This window comes from Xanthomonas euvesicatoria, from assembly GCF_013112235.1.
GTDB lineage: Bacteria > Pseudomonadota > Gammaproteobacteria > Xanthomonadales > Xanthomonadaceae > Xanthomonas > Xanthomonas euvesicatoria.
On sequence record NZ_JABFFS010000001.1, the window covers coordinates 3,988,404 to 4,012,535 of the forward strand.

General features: G+C 65.3%; 11 protein-coding genes. 1 reads left to right on the top strand and 10 read right to left on the bottom strand.

Features of this window, described 5'->3' with window-relative positions:
* Positions 1-73: 73 nt before the first annotated feature.
* The 4 genes from HLH45_RS17165 to HLH45_RS17180 form a co-directional block, all read right to left on the bottom strand.
* Positions 74-1,660 (bottom strand): family 43 glycosylhydrolase, encoded by a 1,587-nt coding sequence (locus tag HLH45_RS17165; RefSeq protein ID WP_033478836.1) that lies wholly within the window; start codon positions 1,658-1,660, stop codon positions 74-76.
* Entirely contained in the window at positions 1,657-6,015 is a 4,359-nt protein-coding gene (locus tag HLH45_RS17170) for an Ig-like domain-containing protein (protein ID WP_033478846.1), read from the bottom strand. The genes HLH45_RS17165 and HLH45_RS17170 overlap by 4 nt, the downstream gene beginning before the upstream one ends.
* A gap of 397 nt (positions 6,016-6,412) precedes the next feature.
* Positions 6,413-9,229, bottom strand: coding sequence for a TonB-dependent receptor domain-containing protein (locus tag HLH45_RS17175; RefSeq protein ID WP_033478835.1), 2,817 nt, complete (start codon positions 9,227-9,229; stop codon positions 6,413-6,415).
* A 480-nt stretch (positions 9,230-9,709) separates the two neighbouring features.
* A complete protein-coding gene (locus HLH45_RS17180; RefSeq protein WP_033478834.1) occupies positions 9,710-12,067 on the bottom strand; it encodes a glucosidase family protein in 2,358 nt (785 codons plus the stop codon).
* Between the two features lie 478 nt (positions 12,068-12,545).
* On the opposite strand from HLH45_RS17180, the gene HLH45_RS17185 reads away from it, so the two are divergent.
* Positions 12,546-14,117, top strand: coding sequence for a S53 family peptidase (locus HLH45_RS17185; protein WP_014090446.1), 1,572 nt, complete (start codon positions 12,546-12,548; stop codon positions 14,115-14,117).
* Positions 14,118-14,403: 286 nt separating this feature from the next.
* Here HLH45_RS17185 and HLH45_RS17190 read toward each other — a convergent pair whose 3' ends face one another.
* The 6 genes from HLH45_RS17190 to HLH45_RS17215 form a co-directional block, all read right to left on the bottom strand.
* Positions 14,404-14,700 (bottom strand): hypothetical protein, encoded by a 297-nt coding sequence (locus HLH45_RS17190; RefSeq protein ID WP_008574369.1) that lies wholly within the window; start codon positions 14,698-14,700, stop codon positions 14,404-14,406.
* A gap of 90 nt (positions 14,701-14,790) precedes the next feature.
* On the bottom strand, positions 14,791-16,428 hold the full coding sequence (locus tag HLH45_RS17195) for a DUF5597 domain-containing protein (RefSeq protein WP_074053404.1): 1,638 nt from the start codon (positions 16,426-16,428) through the stop codon (positions 14,791-14,793).
* Positions 16,428-18,767 carry a S9 family peptidase gene (locus HLH45_RS17200; protein ID WP_033478833.1) on the bottom strand — a complete coding sequence of 780 codons (2,340 nt, stop codon included), beginning with the start codon at positions 18,765-18,767 and terminating at the stop codon, positions 16,428-16,430. Before HLH45_RS17200 ends, HLH45_RS17195 begins: the two co-directional genes overlap by 1 nt.
* Positions 18,757-20,343 carry an APC family permease gene (locus tag HLH45_RS17205; protein WP_008574362.1) on the bottom strand — a complete coding sequence of 529 codons (1,587 nt, stop codon included), beginning with the start codon at positions 20,341-20,343 and terminating at the stop codon, positions 18,757-18,759. Before HLH45_RS17205 ends, HLH45_RS17200 begins: the two co-directional genes overlap by 11 nt.
* A 62-nt stretch (positions 20,344-20,405) precedes the next feature.
* Entirely contained in the window at positions 20,406-22,283 is a 1,878-nt protein-coding gene (locus HLH45_RS17210) for a DUF885 domain-containing protein (protein ID WP_008574360.1), read from the bottom strand.
* The gene (locus HLH45_RS17215) at positions 22,280-24,097 is read right to left on the bottom strand and encodes a DUF885 domain-containing protein (protein ID WP_033478832.1); all 1,818 of its coding nucleotides are present in this window, start codon (positions 24,095-24,097) and stop codon (positions 22,280-22,282) included. The genes HLH45_RS17210 and HLH45_RS17215 overlap by 4 nt, the downstream gene beginning before the upstream one ends.
* Positions 24,098-24,132 lie beyond the last annotated feature (35 nt).

A 24,132-nucleotide genomic window follows, 5' to 3' on the forward strand; every position in this document is an offset into this window, starting at 1 on the left:
CACCGGTGCACTCCACTGCCTGCGCACCGTCAGCCAACGTTCGACTGCCGCATGCGGCGCTTTGTCGGCTGCTTCACGGCGCATCGCAACGCTGGCTGTCAGCGGCCGTGGCAGAGGGCAGGCGGTGTGGCTGTGGTGCCAGCACTTCCCATTCCTGCACTGCCAGCGCGGCATAGCTGGCCGCGTTGCCAGAGGCGTCCATGACCACACGCACGCAGCGCGTTGTCACCGGCGCGAACGACACCGCTTCTTCGTGATCGGGACGCGTGCCATACCCATCGCGCGGCTGCACGGGCTGCCATCGCCCAGCGTTCCGGTATTCCAGATGCCAACGCGCTGGCGGTGCCACGCCGACGTCGGCACCGGCCGGGTGGTCGGCCCAGAACACGATGCGCGTGCGATCCACGGTGATCGGTTGCGCCCAGCTGTACTGCAGCCATTGCTGCGGTGGATTGTTGTCCGTCCAGCTGGCCCACATCTCCGGTGGCAATGGATTGGCCTTGACCACGCCGTCGTTGAGCGCGGCAATCCAGTACTGCACCGGAATGTCCGGGCCATTGGACGCGGTGGCGTAGGCCGATGGCGCCTGATTGCGCGTGGGCGGCGCGGGAGGCGTTGGACGCCGCGTCGGCACCACGGTGCGGATGCTGGCCGGCTGCGTGCTGTCGTCCCATTCCAGCCGGTCGATCGCCACGCTGCGGCGAAAATGCCCGCCGCCCGTTGCGTCGGCGGTGTGATACACCAGATACCACTGCCGCTGAAATTCGACGATGCCCGGATGCGAGGTGGTCGAGGACACCGGCGGCAACACGATGCCGCGGTACGTCCATGGCCCTAGCGGAGTGGGCGCGCTCGCGTAGGCGATGCAGGCGTGATACAGCGTGGGCGTGCATGGCGAAAGACGTCCGGCGTTGTTGGCCGCATATGCCAGGTAGTAGGTGCCCTTGCGCTTGAATAGCCAGGGCGCTTCGAAATACCCGTCCAGCGTGTCCACCAGGACCGGCGTGCCCTTGAAAGTGACCATGTCGCGCTGCAGCTCCACGCCGTACAACGCGCCGAAGGTGCCCCAATACAGATACACCCGTCCGTCATCGTCGACCAACACGGTCGGGTCGATGTTCTGGATATCGTTGCGGCCCGGCACCGACTGCGAGACCACCGGACCTTGCGGATGCGCATCGGTCCACGGGCCAAGCGGACTGTCGGCCACCGCTACGCCGATCGCGAATGGGTCGGCATTGGGCGAATCGCGCTGCTGCACTGGTGCATACAGGTAATAGCGCCCATCCGGGCCCTGCACGATCTGCGACGCGTAGGCATAGCGCTTGTCTGCCCAGGCAAAGACCTGCTGGGGTCGCAGCAGATCGCGGTAGTGGATCCAGTCGCCGCTGGCCGGATCGCTGCTGACGAACAGTTGCCAGCCAGGCATGACGAACGCATTGAGATTGGGAGCCGCGGTGTCGCGGCCGGCAATGATGTACAGCTTGCCATCGGCCACCAGCGGCGCAGGGTCGGCGGAATATTCGCTGCCATCGGCGAGGATGGGATTGCCCGGCGCATGCAACCACGTTCCCTGCGGCGGCTGCATGGCACAGGCCGGAGCGGCAGCCAGCAACAACCCGCACGTCAGCACCAGCAACCGTGAGAACGTACGCGTCATGGCGCGGCCGCCTTGATCTGCACCACCAGCGGCACCGACACGTTACCGGTGGGTGCACGCCCTTGCGCCGTGCCGGTGAGCTGGAGTTCGCCGGGCTGTGCGTAACGCGCGGGCTGCAACGTGGGCCATTGCACCGGCAAGCGTTCACGCGAGCCGTCGTTGTATTGCACCGTGACGAAGCCCGGTAACGTCGGTGCATGCCCGACCACCGCGGTCACCGTCGGCAACGGCTGCACGGTATTGATCTGCCCCGGTGGCGTTGCGCGCACCCAGATGGTGGCCTTGACGGGAATCGCACCTTCGACCAGGCCTTGCAGTTCCACTGCACCTTCGCGGCCCAGGCGGCTGGCGGCAAGCTCGGACCATTGCACGGCCACCGGCAGCACACTGCCATCGGCAAAGAAGGCGGTGATCTCCTGCGGCAGCGTCGGCAGTTGCCCGGGGGCCGTGCGCAGATGGATCGCCTCCACCTGTTTGGGCAGCTCGGACAGCGCCTGCCATTCGTCCACCCCAATGGCGGCGTGTCCGTTGGCGGTGGTCTGGGTCGTCAACACCACGCGCAGCGCGGTGGTGACCACCGGCGCAAAGCTGGCGGTGCTCGCCGCGCCGGTCGCCGCTGCCGCAATCGGGTAGCCGCTCTTGCTGACGATGTCCTGCCAACGTCCGTCCTGCAGCATCTGCAACTTCCAGCCGGCAGGCGCGGCGACTCCGCCGTTGGGCTGGTCGTTCCACAGGTAGAGCGCACTGGAGGACAGCCGCACCGGGCGCGGCCACTGATACTGCAACCACACCGTTGCCGGCTGGTCGAGCCCATAGCTGCCCCAGCGCAGGCTGCCACTGGGGAAGCTACCTGCCTGCGGGATGAACCCATCGTTCAAGGCCTGCACGCGGTACTGCATGCCGGTGAGTTGCGCACTGACACCGGCCATGGCCTGCAATGGAAGGCTCTGCAGCGGGCGCGAGGCCGGTGCGCTGACCTGTACATCGGCATGCCCCATCAGCGCCCCGTCGTTCGCAGCCAGACGCAAGATGTAGTGCCCGGCACGGGTGAAACGCACGGATGTCTGCAGCGCAGCGGCATCGGCAAACACGGCATCGCCGCCTTCCGGCGCCTGCTGCACGCGCCAGCGCACCTGCAGCGTGCCATTGGGCAAGCCGTCATCGCCAACGCGCCCTTGCACCACCACCGCGACATCGGCGCCCGGCGTGTCCAGCTGCCATGCCTGTACCAGCGGCGGCGTGTTGCCCACGGACGCAGGTGCCGGCAAACCGCTGTCGAACAGCTGGATTTCCTTGATGCCGGTGCGCGCCGTACCGGCATGCGTCACCACCACGCGCAGCGCTGCCGCATGGATTGCCGGGAAGCGCACCCGGTTGCGATTGCCCTCCGCCATCGTGGCATCGCGTACCTGCCCGGGAACGTTCTTCCACACACCGCTGCCATCGCGGTATTGCACGGCGTAGATCCACGGTGCCGCGTAGCCAGGCCGCGTCCCGGACGGAAAGCCATTCTGATCCCCGCCCGGCGAGGAACTGCGATAGAAGTACAGCACCACCTGATCCAGCGTGCGCGTGCCGCCCAGGTCCAGCGCGATCCAGTCGCTGGCCGACGGCGAGCCCGCGGTGCCCCAGAACGGCGTACTGGCGGTACTGCCATCCACCGCCGCCGTTGCCGGCAACCCGGCGGCGGCAAAACTGGCGCTGACACGCGCCCCCTGCGCCAGGTTGCGGCTATGCGCTGGCGGCAGCGTCACATCCACACCGGCCTTGGCCAGGATCTGCGCCACCCGCGTGCCCGCAGCGAACGGTACCTGCGTCATCGACGCCAGTGCCGCGGGATGGGCTTGGAGCACTTGCGCTGCGCCATTGCGATTGACCGCATCCGGCGCGGCACTGACCTGCCCGCTGGCCGGGTCGTAGATCACGTGTGCCAGCCGATCCACGCAGAACGCCAGGCGACCATCGAGATAGACGCTGTAGCCCTTCGGCAAACGGCCACCGTAGTGGCTGCCATCGCGATCCCAGACGATGCTCAGGTTGCGGTCGCGATAGCGCAGATTGTCGGCGGCGAAATGGTCCCAGCCGATATCGATCGGATACAGCTCGATCTTGTCGTCGCTGCGCGGGCGAAAACCCATTGCATCCTCGATCATGCTGAAGTTGGTCGCGCCCAGCTGGGTATGGTGGATCCAGGAGCGATAGCCGATCTTGCCGCCGCGGCCGGCAGTGCCCTTGGCCCAGAATTCGTTCTGGTCCGGATAGCGGTTGTCGCCGTTGATAAAGGGCGCCCAGGCGTTCCAGTAGAGCAATTTGCGATAGCTCTGCGCGTTCAGATACGGGCTGGGGTAATCGCGCAAGGCCGAGCCGAACAAACGAAACGCCACGGTGGCATTGATGGTGGAAAAATTATTGCTGCCCACATCGGCGCCGCTGCCGCGCGCCTGCATGTCCACCTGGTTGGCGGTGTAGAACGGAAACAGCGGGTATTGCGCCGCGTCGGCAAACAGCCGCAACGCGCGCACGTACTTGGGATCGTAGTCGGCATCGCCCTGCTTGGGCATCAGGCCCACGCTGAAGGGATAGTAGTTGTTGGTTTCCTTCCAATCGACCGCCAGCCGCGGCCCGTCGGCCTGGCGATGCTTGAGCAGATCGCCGTACAGGCCGACCGAGTCGGGGGCATCGCTGCGATCCTGCCACAACACCTCCAGCACCGCCTTGCGAATGCGGCGCGCGGTGGCCTGCATGCGCTGTGCGGTCGCCGTATCGCCCGCGAGCGTCGCCGCCTGCGCCGCTGCCTGCGCATTGGCGTACACGTAGGCGCTCTCGGTGCGGTCCATGCGGATCTGGCCGTGCTGGTCGGCCCAATCGAACGACACCGCATCGGCATCGTTGCCGGTCATTGCCGCCCAGTCGTATTCGATCAGCCCATTGTGGTTGAGATCGTAGGCCGCCAGCACGCCGTCCACGTCACCGCTGCCATAGCGTGCCAGCTTGCCCGCCAGCGTCGCCGGCCCGCCGTGAATCTGCATCGACCGCCATGCTGCGGCCGTGATGTATTGCGCGTAGGAATTGGACCAGTTCTCCGGCGAACCAGGGTTGTCGGTGTACTTGCCACCGCCGGCGGTTTCGCCCGCACTGAGCCAGGTGCCATAGGCATACAGCGGATTGCGCAGGTATTTCAGATCGTCCAGGAACATGCCGGCGGTCAGCACGATGGCGTTGTCGTAGCCAAGCACACTCTCGATGGCGACCGGGAACTGGTAATCGTTGCCGGGCACATTGGCATCGAGGAAGTTGAAGCGCAGTACCCACCAGCGATAGAACAGGCTCTTGCTGATGTTCTCGTTGGGCGTGTCCAGGTATGGCAGGTTGTCCACCCACCAGCGGTTATAGCTGGCCACGTGCTGCTGGTAGGCCTGCTGCGGCGTTTGCGCGGCAATGCGCGTGTACTCGGCGCGGGCTTCGGGCAACTCGCGGGTGAGCATGCCGAGCTGCACCTTGACTGGCGCGGTTTCGCCGCTCGCGGGGATGTCGATGTCGCGCACCAGACGCTGCCCCTCGACATGGAAGCCATCGCCGGACAGGCGGGGGAAGACCGTCGTGATGTGGTTGTACGCGTCAAATGCACCGGTCAGCTCATTGCCGTCTGCGTGCGGGGCGATCGGCGAGACTGCTTGCAGCGATACCGTATGCGCCGCACCGTCCAGGCTGGACAGCACCACGCTGGCCACCGCCACGTTCTGCTCGGTGATGTATTTGACCAGCCGCATGCGCACGCCGGCGCCGGCGTCTTCGAACACCGTCGTGAAATAACTCGGCGTCTGCCGCCGCTGCTGCGCACGCTCCTTCCATTGCACATGACGCTTGCCCAGCGTGGCATGGATGTGGAACAGCGCGTCGTAATCGGTGGAGTGCCAATACGCCACCTGCCCGACGAATCCCGGCGCATCTGGCGCGTGATAGCTCAGGTATGCGGCGCGGCCACGGGTAAACAACCAGTCGTTGTGATCGTCGAAACCACCGCCAGTTCCCTCGCGGGCCAGCAGGCGGTCGATCCAGAAATCGTTGCCGGGCGCCTGCCCTGCCCCGTGCGCGACATCGGCCGCGTAGATGCGTGCCAGTTGTCCGCCGGGCGCAAACGGCACCGCGGTGGGAGGCATCGGGTGGTCCAGGCCGCGGAAGAGCGGCTCGCCGATCATTGCGTTGGGCTGGGCGATCGGCGCTTCCTGTGCGACTGCAAGTGACCAGCCCAGCATGATGCATGCCCACAACAGCCCAGCCACGCCGGTGCGCCGCGTCACGCGCAACCAGCGCCGGTGCCGCGCCAGAAATGACTTCCAGCGTAACTCCCTCATGACATCCATCCCATTAACGTGCAAGACAGCGCGATCGATGCGGCGGCTGGCGCGCATCGGACAATAGACAGCTGCGGTACTCCCCCTGCATCGCAAACCGATGTGATGCAGCCGTCTCACCATAGTTGTTTGCGCTGGCGACACCCGCGTCAACACGAAGTGCAGCGATGCAAAGCGAACCTCACTGTGCGTGCTTCGCCACCACACGCACCGACTGTTGCAAATGACGCGAACCGCCGGCCGCGAGCCTGCCGGCTGACGCAGGCCGTGCAGGTCAACTAAAGCTCTCCGCCAGGTCCACGCAGCGTCGCTCGATGCGGCATGTCCCGCGCGTCCGCTGCGTTGCAGATGCACCGCCTACTCTGCCTAACCCCTGCCGGCTGCCTTTCTAGACGTGCTAGAACTCCACTCGCAGCCGGCTCCAGACATAGCGCCCGAGCGTGTCGTAGGTGCTCGCTTCGGTATTGGCCGCATTGGAGTAGCTGTAGAACCGTGGCGGCTTGCGGTCGCCCAGGTTGTCGATGCCCACCGCCAGCGTGCTATGCAGCGATGCGATCTTCCGGCTCAGCGAGGCGTCGTGATACACCACCGAGCCGATTGGGAAATAGGCGCAGCTACCATCGGCATTGGTGTCGACGCAGAAATTTTCGTACTGGCTACCGTTGACCGTGCGGCCCAGGTAACGGGCGTTCCAGCTCGCATGCCACGGGCCATTGTCCCAGGCCAGATTGGCCACGGCGCGCCAGCGCGGCATGTTGCCCCAGCTGGAATTTTCGCCGACGTAATTATGCGGATCGCCCGCAAAGCGATAGCTGGAGAAGAACGTTGCATCCAGCCCCGTCGCAAACGTGCCCCAGGCGGTGTCGGCCAGCGTGTAATGAATGCCGGCGTCGTAGCCGCGAATATCGACCTTGCCGCTGTTGTACGCGAACGGCACCGACACCCGCGTCAGCTGTCCGGTGGCATCGCGCTGAATCAGCGGACAGAAGGCCGCTTCGCTGCCGTCGAAGCAATCGCTGACGACCTGCTGGTAGCCGACACCGGTCAGCATGTCGTCCAGCACGACCCGCCAGCTGTCGACGTTGAGCGATAGCCCGCGCACCTGATCCGGGTCATAGACCAACCCGACATTGTAGGAGCGGCCACGCTCGGGCTTGAGCTTGAAGCCCACGTTATTGGCACCGGAGGTCACCACGTTGAACTGCGCGGTGTTGGTGAAGCTGCCATCGTTGGGCACGTTCGCGCAGGCCGGATTGGGTGCGCCGGTAAAGCCTGTGCACGGGTCCTGGAAATCGCCGGTGTTGTCGATCACGCTGTTGTAGGGCGAGCCATACAAATCGCCCAGCGCCGGCGCCCTGAACACCTGCGAGCCGGTGGCACGCACCAAGAGATTCGCAATCGGCCGCCATTCGATCGCAACCTTGCTGTTGGTGGTGTTGCCCCAGGCGTCGTAGTTGGAATAGCGCGAGCCCAGGTTCAGGTTCAACACGTTTGCGAACGGCACGTCCTTCAACAGCGGCACCAGCAATTCCGCATAGGCTTCCCTGACCGACTCCTCGCGCCCCTGCTTGAGGATGCAGCCATCGTTGTAGTCGCAATTGCCATCGGCATCGGCAGCGGCCACGTCGCTGGTCGTCCCCTGCGCGAACTTGTTGGTGCGATACACCAGGCCGACGGCCGCCTGCACCCTTCCGGCCGGCAGCTTGAACAGATCGCCATTGGCGCTGATATCGACAAAGCGCATCTGGCTTTCGTCGATCAGATCCACCGGCCGCTGCGTGCCACGCAATGCGGCGATGGTAGCCGGGTCGTTGGGGTTGAAAATATTGATCGGCGTGCAGCCGACGATCACGGCGTCCGGCGCGCCGCATTTCACGACCCCGTCGCTGTCCAGGAACGAAGTGCCTACCGCGTTATTCAACGCCGAGGTGATCGAGAAGCCGGTGCGCACCAAGGTGTCCTTGTAGCGCGCATAGCCGGCCGCCGCATCCCACTGCCAGCTGGTGCCATCCACGCGCCCGCGCACGCCGGCCACGACATTGGTCTGGAACATGGTGGAGGTGTAGACGCGCGTGTTGGCCTGCGGCGAGCGCAGATAGTAGGCGTCCAGTTGATCGCCGAACGGGTTGTAGTAGTTGTCTACCGCATCCGGCATTTCCAGCCCGTAGGCATCCAAGCGCGAGACCGTCTTGCTGCGCGTCCAGAACACGTCCATGTAGCCCTGCACGCTGGGGGTGAAGTCGAAACTGCCGTGCAGCGAGGCATTGGTGCGCTTGATCGGGGTGATCAGGTACTGCGCGTCGTAGACGTTGTAGCTGTCGGTGGCGCGATTGTAGGGGCGAAAAGCCTCTTCGCCGACCGGACCCGGCGCGACGCCGTCCACCGGCGTCAGCACGCGCCCGTCGGTCAGGAAGGCACGGGTGTTGGCACCGCGAACCTCGCTGACCTGCCCATCGAGATATTCCACCGCCTTGGCCGCATAACTGCGGTCGCGATTGAACACCGGGTTCATCGAGTTTTGGCTGAGCCCCACGATCAGCCCACCGCGGTCCCAGGTCTTGCCCCATTCCAGCCCGAGCGTGCGCCGATTGGCATCGCCATGCGTACTCTGCGCGTAGTCCGCGGTGGCGGCGAATCCGTCGTACGTGTCCTTGAGGATGACATTGACCACGCCGCCGATCGCATCGGAGCCGTACACCGACGACGCTCCATCGGTGAGCACTTCCACGCGCTCCACCATCGCGGCGGGGATTGCGTTGACGTCCACGCCGGGTGCCGACGCCACGCTGCTGGCAGGCCCTGCCATGCGATGGCCGTTGACCAGCACCAACGTACGCTCGGGCCCGAGATTGCGGAGCGACACCAGCGCGCGGCCGTGACTGAAGTTGGAGTTGAGCGCAGGCCCGGTCTGGAAGCCGGCCATCATCGGCAAGCGCTGCAGCAGCTGCCCCAGCGTGTTCTGCCCGCTGTCTTCGATACGCTGCCGGTCGATCACCACGACCGGGCTGGCGGTTTCGGCGTCGACGCGGCGCAGATGGGTGCCGGTGACGTTGATCTGATCCAGCGTCTGGGTGGCTTCGTCTGCACCATCGCCACGCTGTTGCGCGGCAGCCGGCACGGCGGCGACCGCCAGTGCAAACAGCAGCGCGTTGACGAGCCGGGTGGTCTGCAAGACGCGCCGTTTGGGAACAACAGCAGGGCGGCTGGACGACATCGGAAATCCTTGTACTGACACAGGGTACGGCCCACCTTCCTGCATGACCGCGCACGGCCAAGCCGCACCGCCGCGGCGCACAGATGGAGGGAACGATCACGACAGAGACTGCACCGGCCTGCCATCTCAACGGCAGGTCTCTCCGCATGCAAGGACGGCAACTGCAACGACACCGCTCTCCCCTGAGAGCGCATGCTTGGCACACGCGTTACGTTAAAAAAATCTTGCGACAACGCCACTGCGCCGTCTTGACGAATTTAGGCGGGACGCATGCGGAAAATCGCGTGCTTGCGCCTGCTTTCGGGCATGCCTGCATTGCCCAAACAGCGACATCTCGGCACGATCATGCGATGTGCCCTGGTCTCTGTGATCGACCACAGCACCTGCATGCGAACAGCGAAGCGGCACTGCGGTGCGCTCTGTCCAGCAACACTGCAACAACGGCAACAACGGCAACGCCTGATCATCGCATCGCCGTTGTCAGGCGTACCACGCCTGCACCTTCACCAGTGCAGCAGCGCCAGGCAAGGCCACCCGATCTGCATGCGGGCCCTGTACTTGCGCCGGTCTGCCATCGACCAGCACGCGCTGCAGGCGTGTGCCTGCGGGCGTGCGCAAGATGAGCCAGGTACGTGCAGGTGCGCGTTCCGGCAACTGCACATCGGCACTGATGCAACGCGCCGCAGTCTCGGTGCGCAGCGTCAAGGTGACCGTGCCCCAGCGCGTTGGCGCTGCGGTGATGCCCACCGGCGCACCGCTGCCCAGCCACGCGCGCGGCAGCGCACGCGCGAGAAACAACTGCTCGCCGGCGCCATCGTCGCTGACCAGCATCCAGCGCAGCAGCAAGGGGATGGTCATCTGCGCCGGTATGCAGAACAACGGCATGCCGCCGGTGATGCCGCTGACTTCCCCGGCCGTCCAACTGCCGCGCGTGTGCACCTGATAGCGATGCGCGTAGACGAACAACAGATATTCTTCGATGCGATCCAGCCGCAACAGCTGTTGCGCATAGCCGTAGGAAATGAAACCGAGCAGATCGCGGCTGCCCGGCTCCGGCGGTGCGATGTTGGCCACCACGCCAATGCTGGTGCCGCCGTGGCCACGCAGGCAATCGATCACCAGGTGGGCCAGATCGTCCGGCAACACATCGGCCTGCAGCAGTTCGGCATACGCACGGTGCGGCCATTGCTGTTCGCTGGGCTTTTCCTGCAGCAACGATTGGCGGAAGGTCAATGTGGTCCCGGGTAACGGGCCCACGTACGGCGGGGAGAGGTCGCGACGCACGTTGGCACGCAGGCTGGCTTCCAGCCGCGTACGCAGTTGCTTGGCGCGGCGTTGCCATTGCGCGGCCTGGCCAGCATCGCCATCGAGTGCGCTCCACACCTGTGCGATGTCTTCCCAGCCGCGGATGGTCAACGCGCTGTTGGCGTAATACGGTTTCCACCATCGCGATGGATCGGGAAACAGGCAGGCATCGGATTCGTTCCAGCCGTGCAGCAACCCATGCCCATGCGCCGTGCGCGGCAATGCCAGCGCCTGGTCGTGCAAGGCGCACAACACCTGCGCGGTGGCGGCGATCTTGGGCAGCAGACGGCGCAGACGTGGCGCATCGCCGGTGTAACGCAGATACCGCGCCAGCAACGACAAGGTGAGCCCGAACTGCCCGACTTCCGGCCCGCGCATGTTCGGCAGGCCATCGTCCTGCACGAACTCATCGAAGTAGTTATCGAGTACCGCCGCGGCTTGTGCAAAACGTCCCCACTCAAGATTGGCATACAGCGAGCTGGTCAACGTGTCCTGGAAGCCGTCGTATTCGTTGCCGTAGTAGTCGCGTTCCACCGCGCCATACTTGGGGTAATCGCCGCCGGGGCGCACCACCAGCTCGCGCGCAAACGCGAACTGCGCCATGTCGTTCCAGCTGGCATCGGGAAATTGCGCCTGCACGGTGCCGTCCAGCGCCTGCTGCCAATACGCAGCAAAATCGATCAGTGCCGCGTAGAACTGTTCGGCGGTGGCGGCGCTGCGCGAGGGCGCAAATTCCGGGTAGCTATGCGTGTAGTGCACCGCGACGATGGCGCCGGCTTTCACCTTCATCGTACGGTGCCAGGTTTGCACCACGAAGCGATCGCGTGCCCGCACGTCGGCAAACACCAGCACGTCGTACCAGCTGTCGGGCTCGCCCTCGCGGCGCATCACCTTGCGCACGGCCGGCATCCAGCCGCCAAGCATGCCTTCTTCGCGGCGTTTGATCAGCGCCTCTTCGCCCAGTTCGGCAAACGCGTGTTCCGGCCGCGAGGTGCGGCTGCGGCCGTTGGGCAGGATGGGCATGGTGTCCAGGCTTTCGCGTGTACCGACGAAGGTGGTCCACGGCCAGCGCCCGCCATTGTCCTTGGGATCGAGCAAGGAGGCGGGCGGCGGTGCCACCTCGCGCACCTGTGCCTCGTCCGGGTCGCCATCGCGCAGCAGGCGGTCGGCCAGCAGGTCGGCTTCGGCCATGGCCACCTGCGCCAACGGCAGCCCGAAATACGGCGTGCCCGCGGCCGGATACGCCGGCTCGGTGCGCTTGTCCAGCCGCAGCATGCCGCTGTCGCTCCACAACGTGAGCTGGCCTTGTGCATCGTCCAGATGCTCGTAGACGGTCCAATGCTGCTGCAGGTGGGTGAAGCTGCACAACGTGCTACCGACATGCGCGGCCGAAGGCAGCGGCTCCAGACGGGGCAGTGCCGGCGCCGGCGGCGTGCTCGCAGCCGGCGCCGTGGCCGGCGTTGCCAGCGCGGCACCTGCACCGACCGCCGCGGTGGCCGCCATGCCCTGACGCAGAAAGGTTCTACGGTCCATCGTTGCTCCCTCGAATGATCGTGGCCCATCGTGCGCGCGTTCATGCACGACGTCTTGTGACAGCGGTCGGACACCCGTGCGGAAATCCGCACATCACGCCCAGGCAGTGACGCCCGCCGTCGTCCGCGCCGGCGCCTGGATGCGCCAGGCCGACAGCGCCGCAAGCCACGCGGCCACGCGGCCACGCGGCACGCTGTCGCAGGATCTGAGGCGCAGGCAGGCAATGCTGATCTTGCTGCAACCGCTTGCCGTTGCGTGCCATTGGCCGGTGGCCCACCAATCGATGCGTCCGTGCTTCGTATTGCAGTCCATCGCACGCGGTACCCCGCTGCACAGACAGCTCGCGCATGGCATTGAATGCACACTGCCGTGCTACTGGCAGCCGCGCGTGCCGCGGTGGTCGCGCAGCACGCGACGGCTACATTTGGATCTGCACCAACCCACTTTGGCTCACCACTTCGATGGAGTTCTCCCCTGCATGCACACGATCCTGGCTGGCAGTGAGCGCCGTATCGCCCCCTCCACCATCGAGGCCGGACAACCGCCGCAGGACGAACGCCTGCGCGTCCTGCTCGCGGTGCGGATGCCGGCACTGAATGCCGCTGCCGATGCGCTGCTGCACCTGCAGCCCAATACGCTACCGATTGCGCTCACGCGCGCGGAGTTCAGCGAACGCTTCGCCGCCAGTGCGACAGATCTGCAGGCCGTTGCCGACTTTGCCGCCCGCTATGGTTTGACGATGGAGCACGCGCACGCAGACAGCGGCAACGTGATCCTGGAGGGCACCGTGCAGCAATGCGAGGCCGCATTCCAGGTCAGCTTGCGCGACTATGTCGATGGTGCGATGCGCTATCGCGGACGCACCGGCCCGGTATCGATTCCACAGACCCTGGGCGGCATCGTCACCGCCGTGCTCGGGCTGGACGCACGCCCGCAGGCTCAGACGCTGCCCAGCGCGCCCGAGGCGACTGCATCCTCGCCGCCTGCGCTACAGGCCACTGCACCGGCCGGCAGTGAAGATGGTCCGATCATGCAATACACCCCGCCGCAGCTGGCGCAGCTCTACGGCTTTCCCGAGCACGACGGGCAGGGTCAATGCATCGGCATCATCGTGCTGGGCGGCGGCTATGCACGCGCGCAGATGGCCGCCTATTTCGCGCAGCTGCGCGTCCCCATGCCGACACTGGTCGATGTGCTGTTGCCCGGGGCCACCAACAACGTCAGTCGCGGCAATGCAGATGCCGATGTCGAAGCGCAGATGGATATCCAGATTGCCGGGGCAATCGCGCCGGGCGCCAAACTGGTGGTGTATTTCGCGCCCAACACCGACAACAGCTTTCTGGAAGCGATCAACGCCGCCATCCACGATGCAGAGCATTCTCCCGGCGTCATTGCCATCAGCTGGGGTTTCACCGAATCGCAATGGACGCCGCAATCGCGCCAGGCCTACAACTGTGCGTTTCAGGCCGCTGCACTGATGGGCATCACCGTATGCATTGCCGCTGGCGACGATGGCGCCAGCGACGGGCAGCCAGGATTGAATGTCTGCTTTCCCGCATCCAGCCCGTTCGTGCTCGCCTGCGGCGGCACTCGGCTCCAGGTCACGGCCGACAGCGCCAACGAACAAGCCTGGGCGAACGGCGGCGGCGGAGAAAGCAGGTTCTTTGCACGCCCTGCCTGGCAGAAGGATCTGCGCATCACTGATGCACGGCACCAGTCGCGCCAGCTGGGCATGCGCGGCGTTCCCGATGTGGCGGCCAATGCCGACGCGCAGACCGGTTACTACCTGTCGATCAACGGGCAGCCTGCCGTGATGGGCGGCACCAGCGCCGCCGCGCCGTTATGGGCGGCCTTGCTGGCACGCATCTACGGCGCAAACCGCATGCAACCCCATTTCGTGTTGCCGCGCCTGTACGGTCGACCGGACGCATTCCGCGACATCGTTGCCGGCGATAACGCCGGCTTCCGTGCATCCACCGGCTGGGACGCCAATACCGGCTTGGGCGTGCCCGACGGTGCACGCCTGACGGAGGTGTTGCGACCCGATTGACCGGCGCGCACATCGTGTGAACGGCCGGGGCCATATGCGGGTTGGCGTTGAATGCCGATGCACCGGCCGCAAGGGCACCACTCCACTGCGCAGTGGCATGAAGGCGCTGCATTGGAAACGCGAACGGCGGTGGCGTTACAAGCAAGGTATGTGCAGCGCGTCCCGACGCGAAACGACGACGGCATGACGGCCGGGCCGCACCACGTGGCACTGGGCGGGCCATCAGACGGGGACCCGTGCCCCTGGGGCAACGGGTCGGTGGCAGCTTTCATCCACTTCGAACTGCTTAGGTCACCACATCCAGCAAGCTCCCCAGCATCTCGTCGGAGCGCCGCAACACATTGGCATTCGCCTGGAAATCGTTGCGTGCCGATAGACCTTCGACCAGATCGCCGGCTGGCGCAGATGGATCGGCGTTGGCATTCACCACACTGGCCGCCACGCCGCCATTGGCCTGGGTCGTGGCCGCGACAGACTGACGTGGGCTGGCGTCCACTGGCTGACGGGCCACATTGCTGGCCGCCACCTGCTGGCGCAGCGCGGCGACCTGCATTCCGGAACTTGCGATGCTGCTGATGCTCATGGTGGCTCCGGCATGGCGGTGAGGATTCGAACAAGGCTCAACCCATTGCAGACAACAGGCCGAAGGCAGCAGCGACACGGTCAGCAAGGCTCAGTAAGTCCCTACCCGCACCCGCAATACCACAGGCACATTGCCGTTTGCATCCACACGCCCGAAGTTGAGGCCGTAGTCGGTCTGGTCGCCGTTGAGCTGCCTTTCCATCTGCCAGCGCCCGTCGACATACCGTCCCTGCTCCACCCGCAACAGTTGTCCATGACGGGTATCGGCCGCGTCGCGAAAAAATTCAATGCGCGCAGCCATACCGGTCACCAGGAATTCCTCCGGCCCCAGTTGGGCCACCAGCAGCCGGCCGGCGTGGTCGTCGTTGCCGGGCAGAATGGGCGGCGCATCGCCCCACATGGGCGCACCGAACGACACCTTGGCCTCCCACTCGCCGAAGCGCAGCGTGCGCTGTGGCGCGCCGGGCTGCTCGGCCACCGCCTGCAGGCGGCCGTCGAAGGCGGCCTGCGCCAGGATCCGCTGCATCGGCGCCAGCAGCGTGAAGTTGGCCGCATGGGCTGCAACCGCTGCGCGGTTGGCCTGGCTGTCGGGGTTGCCATCCATGCCGAACACCGAAAAGCCGACCCCGCCCTGCCCCAGCACATGGAACAGATACGGCGCAGTGGCAGCTTCGAAGCCGGTTTCCGAGACCCAGGCCGGATTATCGGGCCGCGCGTATTGGCCGACGACCTTGGTGTATTCGGTGTAGTCGCTGGTGTAGATGTCGGTACCAATGAAATCGATCGACGGCGTGGCCGCGCGCCACAACGCGAATACGTTCACCGTCGCGCCGCCGGACGGATAGTCCATGCCCGGATAGCGCTTGCCCTTGTAGCGCAGCCAGGTGTTGACGTAGAACGGCAGCGGATAGACACGCTTGCCCGCGGCGGCCACCTGTTCGATGTAAGCAGCGGTTGCATATGCGTTGAACGCTTCGGCAGCTTCGGCGCCGAACAGTTGCTGCCAGCTGCCCTGCGGTTTGCCGAGTGCGCGCGCAATCGCGGCTGGTACCGGTTGCGCAAACGCTGCCTCGCCTGCCGGGCCGTGATCGCGCACGGTGCCGATCGCGCCGGGCTCGTTTTCCACCTGCACCAGAATCACCGTGTGGCGGTCGCCATCCACCTTGCGCAGATGCTGCATCAACGCGGTGAACGCCCGCGCATCGGCCTGCATGTTGGCGGCCACATGGGGCGACAACACATCCACCGGCTCGCCATTGGCATCGCGCATGCGCGGGTACGTCGCCTCGTCGCGCTTGATCCATTCCGGCACGTAATGCATCTGGCCATTCTTCCAGCTACCGAACCACAGGAGCGCGACACGCAGGCCCCGCTTGCGGGCGCCGGCAATCAGCGCGTCCACATTGGTCGTGTCGAAGCGGCCCTGTGCCGGCTCGAACTGCTCCCAGTACACAGGCGCTTCCACCGTATTGGCGTGCAGGGCAACCACATCGTCCAATGCCTTGGGTAATACCGCCGGCCATGCGCTGGAGTTATGCAACTGCGCGGCCAGGATGGTATACGGCGCACCATCGACAAACAGCGCGTGGCGGCCATCCTTGGTGACGAGGCGCGGCAGTTCTTCGGCGGCCGCAAGCAACGGTGCGTTGCCAGCCAGCAATGCCAGCGACCACAGCAGACCCGCCACCCGGCTGCGCCGCTGCGGCTTGAATCGAGCAAACAAACGCATCATTGCGCCTCCGATGGCAGGGAATTCCAGTGCGGCGTAGGCTCGTTGCGCAGGTGGCGCACGAAGAAGTCGTACTGGCGACGTTGCACGTAATCGATCGGCCCGCTGGAGCGCCCAACCGAATGCTCGCCACCCGGTACGGTGAGCAGGTCGAATTCCTTGCCGGCCTTGATCAGGGCATCGACGACTTGTGCGGTGGACGCCGGATCCACATTGCTGTCCTGCTCGCCCACGATCAGCAGCAGGTCGCCCTGCAGCTTGCTCGCATTGACCACGCCCGAGGCTGCGGCGTAGCTGGCATCCACCGGCCAGCCCATCCACTGCTCGTTCCAGCTGATCTTGTCCATGCGGTTGTCGTAGCACCCGGCGAACGCAACGCCCACCTTGTAGAACTCCGGGTGACGCTCGAGCGCTCCCAGCGTGCTCTGCCCGCCGGCCGATGCACCGTAGATGCCGACGCGGCTGATGTCGTAAGACGGGTCCTTGGCCGCCAGCGCACGATGCCAGGCAATGCGGTCGGCAAACCCTGAATCGCCCAGGTTTTTCCACGCGACATCATGAAACGCCTTGGAGCGGTTGGCGGTCCCCATGCCGTCGATCATCACCACGATGAAACCCAGATCGGCCTGCGCCTGCATGCCGATCTGCTTGTCGCCGCCGGAGTGATAACCGAACGGCCAGAACGTCTTGGGCACGAAGGAATCGTGCGGCCCCGCATAGATGTTTTCGATCACCGGATAGGTCTTGCGCGGATCGTAGTCGCGCGGACGCACCACCATGCCCCAGATATCGGTGGTGCCATCGCGCCCCTTGGCCACGAAGGTCTCCGGCGCGCGCCAGCCGGCGGCCTGCAGCTTGTCGATCGTGCCACACTCCACGGTGTGCAGCAGCTGGCCATCGATGGCGTGCAACTCCATCACCGGCGGCAGGTCCGGACGCGAATAGACATCGACGTAATGCAGGCCATCATCGGCAATGGCCACGTCGTGGTCGGCATCGGCGTGGGTCAGGCGGGTCAACCGGCGGCCGTCGAAATCAACGCTGTAGAGCTGCCGGTCGTACGGGTCCTTGCCCGCCTCCATCCCGCTGGCCGTGAACCAGATGCGGCGTTGCGCATCGTCCACGCGCAGCACTTCGCGCACCACCCACGGCCCGCGGGTGAGCTGGCGCTTCACCTTGCCGCTGCGTCCATCGAACAGATACAGGTGCCGCCAGCCATCGCGCTCGGAGATCCACAGCACCTCATCGCCACGCCCGTCTACGTCGTGGCGAAAGCTGCGGTCGGCATACACGAAGGTGCGGGCGTCTTCGCCGACTGCCACGCGCGCGCGCGCGCTGCGTGCATCCACCGCAATCACGCGCATGCGCTGGAAGCCGCGTTGCACATAGTCGAACGCGACACTGCGCCCGTCGCTGCGCCACTGCAGCGGCGACAACGAATACGGGTTGTCGAACAACGCCGTGTCCACGTCGCGACGTGTTCCGTCCAGGGAGAACAGCACCGGCCGTTCCACATCCACCGCATCGCCCGGCTTGGGATACAACTGGGTGTGCACCACCGGTTGCCCAGCGCCGGCAGGCGCGGCTTCGACGCGGGTGACACGGCGAGCCAGCCCCGGACGCACGCGATACACCGCCAGCTGCCGCGAATCCGGCGACCAGGCAACACTTTCCAGATCGAAATAGTCATCGGCACGGCCGTCACTGCTGAGCCGGGTGACCTGCCCGTCGGCGACACGGCGCAACACCAGGTTCCAACCATCGGCCAACACCTCCCACCTGGCATCCGGCGAGCGACGCGGCGCGGTGTCGGCCGGCACCAGCGGGTCGCGCACCACGCCGAAACCGCGTGGGCGTGAAGTGGCCTGCAGCCGAGCATCGGGCGCGCAGTGGTAGGTGGTCAGCGTGCAACGCCAGGCCGCATCGTCCAGTGCGAAGACAATGGCGCCATCGCTGCGTTCGCCCTCGGTTGAAAACGAAAACTGCTCGAACGGCAGACGCAGCGCCGCATAGGGCTTGCCGGTTGCCGCACTCAGGCCCTGCGCCACGCGTGCCTGATCGAAGGCCGGCTGCTTCTGCACGGTGGCCACATCGGCACTGACAAACGCAAAGCCGCCCGGCACCGTCTTGCGGTAATAGAACCTGCCATTGTCCTGCCATTGCGCCGGCCAGGCGACATTCTCCGTCAGCGTGATCCACTGCTCGCGCAAACCCAGCGAACGTTGGTAATCGGCAACGCTGGGCGCAGCCTGCACAGCACCCGACAACACCATCATGTACCCGGCCAGCGCAGACCATCGACGCAAACCAAATGCGCGGCGGCGCGCATCACTCACCATCGTCCTCCTCCAGCGCAAGCTCGTCGCTGCGCAAGCCGCTGCGTGCGCCCCAGTGATAGATGCAGAACGCGATGACCGCCACGCTCAACGTATCGAAGGGATGCGCAATCCAGCCATGTCCACCGAACGTGCCCGCCCACGACACCAGCATCACCAGCACGAAGAACACGATCAGCCACAGCGACGCGCGTACCTGCCGCACCAGGCGCGCGCGGCCCTGGCGCGAAGGCAGGCGAAATAGCACGTAAAGCACGAACGCCAGCACCTGCAAGCCGAGCAACCACGACAAGGTCGGCCAGGTGGACCAGTACACGATCAACGCCGCAACCATGAACGACAGCGGCCCCATCACCGGCAGGCCACGCACGAAAAATGGGCGTGGCAAGTCCGGCGCGCTGCGGCGCAGGGCCGCCACCGTGATCGGCGCCACCGCATAGCTCAGCACCAAGGCGGCCGACACCACCCCGATCAGCGTTTCCCACGAGGGAAACGGCAGCGTCCAGAAGATCGACAACCCCAGGCTCAACCACAGTGCCGGACGCGGGATACCCGACGCCGGGTCCACCCGCGTCAGCACCGGCAAGAACCCGCCACTGCGCGCCCAGCCGTACACCACGCGCGGCGTGGCATTCATGTAGATGTTGCCGGTGCCGCTGGGCGAGACCATCGCATCGCAGATCACCAGCGCAGCCAGCCACGCCATGCCCAAGGCCAGGGCGATGTCGTGATACGGCAGCGAGAAGGCCTTGTCGATGCCCGCCCAGCCTTGCGCGAGCTGCGCGGCCGGGATGCTGCCCAGGAACGCCAGCTGCAGCAGCACGTAAATCACCGTGGACAGCGCCACCGACAGGATCAGCGCAATCGGAATATTGCGCTGCGGGTCGCGCACCTCACTGGCCACCGACACGATCGGCGTCAACCCCAGATACGCGAAGATGATGCCCCCGGCCGAGATCGCCGCTTCCACACCCGCCATGCCAGAGGGCGCGAACCCATGCACGCTCAGATTGCCGGCATCGAAGTGCTGCATCAGCAGCACGATCACCAGGATCGGCACCAGAAACTTGAAGATGCTGACGATGTTGTTGGCCAGCGCGAAGGTCTTGACGCTGAAATAGTTGAGTACGAAGAACAGCACCAGCAAGGCCAACTGCACCAGCCAACCCGCCACGCTGGGATGGGTGCTGTGCGGCTGGCTCAACCACGGGAACCACGCCGCTGCGTATTGCCGCGCCGCCTCCACTTCGATCGCGATCAGGCTGGAGAATGCGATCAAGGTGATGAAGCCGGTCAGCGAACCGAGCAAGGCGCCATGCGAATACTCCGGGTAGCGCACCACTCCGCCGGCGCGCGGCAATGCCGCGCCGAGTTCGCAATACACCAGCCCGAGCAGCAGCACCGCGATACCGCCGAGTATCCACGACACGATGCCGGCCGGCCCCGCGATCGATGAGACGTGGCTGGCCGAAAACAACCACCCGGAACCGAAGATCGAACCCAGCCCGATAAAGGTCAGGTCGGTGAGGCTGAGGCGCTTGTGGAACTTGCCTTGCGTGGTCGCAGCGTGTGTGGTCATACGTCGCCCCGAAGTGTGGAAAGCGCGGTTACTGCACTTAGAGCATCACGTGCGCGCACGTGTCAGTCGCTGGCAGAGGCCTTCGCCTCTGCCGATGCCTCTGCCGATGCCTCTGCCGGGTCATCCGGCGGGTAAGGCGACACGCCGCCATCGGCGATGAAGCGGTCGATGCGCGCTTCCAGCACCGGTAATGGCACCGAACCGGTCTGCAGCACCGCATCGTGGAAGTTGCGCAGGTCGAACTTTTCGCCCAGCGCGGCTTCTGCCTTGCGGCGTAGCTCCAGTATTTTCAGCTCGCCCAGGTAATACGACAGCGCCTGCCCCGGCCAGGCGATGTAGCGGTCCACCTCGGTGGTGACTTCGTGCTCGCTGAGCGCAGTGTTGTCGCGCAGGTAGGCCTGCGCCTGCTCGCGCGTCCAGCCCTTGTTGTGGATGCCGGTATCGATCACCAGACGGCAGGCGCGCCACATCTGGTAGGTCAGGTAACCGAAGCGGTCATAGGGCGTGTCGTACATGCCCATTTCCTGGCCCAGATACTCCGAATACAGCGCCCAACCTTCACCGTAGGCGGAGATGAAGCCGTAGCGACGGAACTCCGGCAAGCCTTGCGCCTCTGCCGCGAGCGGCATCTGCAATGCGTGACCGGGCGAGGATTCGTGCAAGGTCAGCGCGGTCAGGTTGTACAGCGGCCGCGACGGCAGGTTGTAGGTATTGACCAGATAGATGCCCGGCCCACCGCGACCGCCGGTGTAGAACGGCGCCAGCTCCGGCGGCACCGGCTCGATGGCGAAGCGACGGCGCGGCAGCCGGCCGATGTAATCGCCCACCTTGGCGTCCACGCGCTTGGCGATCCAGGCCGCCTGCTTGAGCAACTCTTCCGGCGTCTTGGCGTAGAACTGCGGGTCGGTCCGCAGGAAGTGCAGAAACGCCGGGAATACCGCCTGCCCGGCCGGCGGCTTGAAGCCGCTGGCCGCGATGGTCTGGTCCATCTGCGTGCGCAGCTTGGCCACCTCCTGCAAGCCGATCTGATGGATCTGGTCAGGGCTCAAATCCAGCGTAGTGAACTCGCGAATCTGCGCACGGTAATACGCCTGGCCGTCCGGCAACGCTTCGCCGGCCAGCGTGGTGCGTGCGCGCGGCTGGTAGTCATTGCGGATGAAATCCAGCAGCTTGGCGTATGCCGGAACCACCTGTGTATCGATGGCCTTGACTGCCTGCTGGCGCAGCTGCGCCTGCACATCGGCCGGCAGCGTCGCCGGCATCTGCTTGAACGGCGCGTAGAACGGGTTGGCCTCGCCTTTGGCCTGCGCCACATCGGCGATGGACTGGTCGCGCCCGGTCATCGTGACCCGCGGCTGGGTGAAACCGCGCGCCAGCCCGGCGCGCATATTGTCGGTGTGCTCGGCGAAATAGCGCGGGATGTCGGCCAGCATCTTCAGATAACGCTGGTAATCCTCGCGCGTACGCAGCGTGGCCTCGGCGCTGAAGCCCAGATCGCTCCAGAACGCCGAATCGCTGTTGAACGGCATTTCCCAGGCGCGAAAATGCTGCTGGTCCAGCAGTACCTGCAATTGCTGCCGATACACCTGGTAGCTCACCTGGTCTTCGGCCGACAACTGTGCCTGCGGGATGGCATCCAGTTCCTTCAACACCTGTTGCCAATACGCCGTGCGCTGGTTCTGCGTGGCGACATCGACCTTGGGCAGATGGTCGGCCTGTTGCTCCTGCGTGGCCTGGTTGTCTTCATCCACCGCGCCCGACGCCTGCGCCTGGCGCCAGCGCCACTCGCGTGTGTACAAGGCCTTGAAGCGTGCCGCTGCGGTGTTCTGCGTGGCCGCAGCCGCAGCCTCGGCCGCGTGCACAGGCAGGGCCAGCCCGCCCAGGCAGGCTGCAATCAACAGGGTCAATGTGCTCGCGCGTAACGCGCTGGTGGTGCTCATGGGTGTGCCTCCGGCGCCGCCTTGGCCTGCGCAATCCACTGCCGCACCCGTTGCTGCAACAGTGCCAGCGGCATCGCGCCGCCGCCCAGCACCGCATCGTGGAAGGCGCGCACATCGAAGCGCTCACCGAGTTCCTTCTCGGCTTCCGCACGCAGCGCCAGGATCTGCAGCTGGCCGAGCTTGTACCCCAGCGCCTGGCCCGGCCACACGATGTAGCGATCGGTTTCGGACTGGATGCTGGGCTCGTCATCGGACGGATGTGCGTGGAAGAAATCCACCATTTGCTGGCGGTTCCAGTGCTTGTAGTGCACGCCGGTGTCGAGCACCAACCGGTTGGCGCGCAGCAATTCGCCGGACAGGCGCCCATAGTCGTTGTACGGGTCCTTGAAGAAACCGATCTCCTTGCCCAGGCGCTCGGCATACAGCGCCCAACCTTCGATATAGGCGTTGTAGCCGGCCTGCTGGCGGAACGGCGGCAACGGCAATGTCTGCGCAAGCGAGATCTGCAGGTGATGCCCGGGCACGCCTTCGTGGTAGGCGGTGGTTTCGATATTGATCAACGTGCGGCTGGCGAAGTCGCTGGTGTTGACCTTCACGATCGCCGGCTTGGTGCCTTCCGGATTGCTCTGCCAGTATTCGGCGCCCGGTGCGGTACGCCGGAACGCCGGCATCGCCTGCACTTCCAGCGGGGTCTTGGGCAGATGGCCGAACAACTTCGGCAGCTGCGGTTCCATCGCTGCGATGTACTGGCGGTATTGCTGCAGGATCTGGTCGCCCGAGGTGGCGAAGTGTCGCTTGTCGGTCTCCACGGCCTTGCGGAAGCTGGCCAGATCCGCAAAACCCTGCGCCTTGGCGATCTGCGTCATCTCGCCTTCGATGCGCGCCACCTCCTTCAGACCAATCTGGTGGATTTCCTCCGGCGCCATGTCGGTGGTGGTCTGGGTGTGGATGGCGTAACGATAGCGGCGCTCGCCATCGGGCAGCGACCAGACACCTTCCTGCGCGCGCCCCTGCGCGGCATATTCGTCGCGGACGAACGCGGCCAGCTTTGCGTAAGCCGGGCGCACCTGTTGGTCGATCGCGGCGAGCAGCTGTTGGCGCAGCACATCGCGTTGATCGGCCGGTACGGCGGCGTCGAGCTTTTTCAATGGCGAGGCGAACGGGCTCTGCTCCCCGGTCAAGGCCGCAATCTTGTCGATCTGCTCGGGTAGGCGCTCCAGCAGATAACGCGGCTGGGTGAGGCCCTCCTTCGCCCCCTGCCGCGACACCGCGATCACCTGGTCGATCACCGTCGGAATCGCCTGCAGCCGCTTGATGTAGTCCTGGTAATCCTTGGCATTTTCGAACGGGAAGGCATCGCCGTAGCCGGCCAACGCCAACTGTATGCCGCCGATCGGTTCCAGCGGCATTGCATAGGTCTTCAGGTCGATCCCTTCCAGCTTGTCGCGCAACTGGCCCAGCATCATCTGCAGGCTGAGCTGGCGTTGCTCGTCCAGCGTCTTGGCATCCACCGCTTCGAACTGCTTGAGCAGGTCGGCCGTTGCGCTGCGCTCTGCCTGCACGGCCTCCAGCGAGTAATCGCTCCAGCGGTCGTTGTAGCGCTTGTCGCCGATGATGCTGGCGAACTCGGGGTTGTGCTGCAGTTGGTACTGCCACTGCTTGTCCAGCAGCGCATCGAAGGCCTTGGCAGCCTGCTCGCCGGTCGAGGCGGAGGCAGGTGTAGCCGCCCGCTCCGCTGCGGGCGGCGCCGGCTTGCAGGCGGTGACCAAGGCCGCGGCGAGTAGACCGATGGCAACGGGACGCAGGTGTTTCATGCATTCACTCCAAGATGCAATGGCGGCTGCAGGAG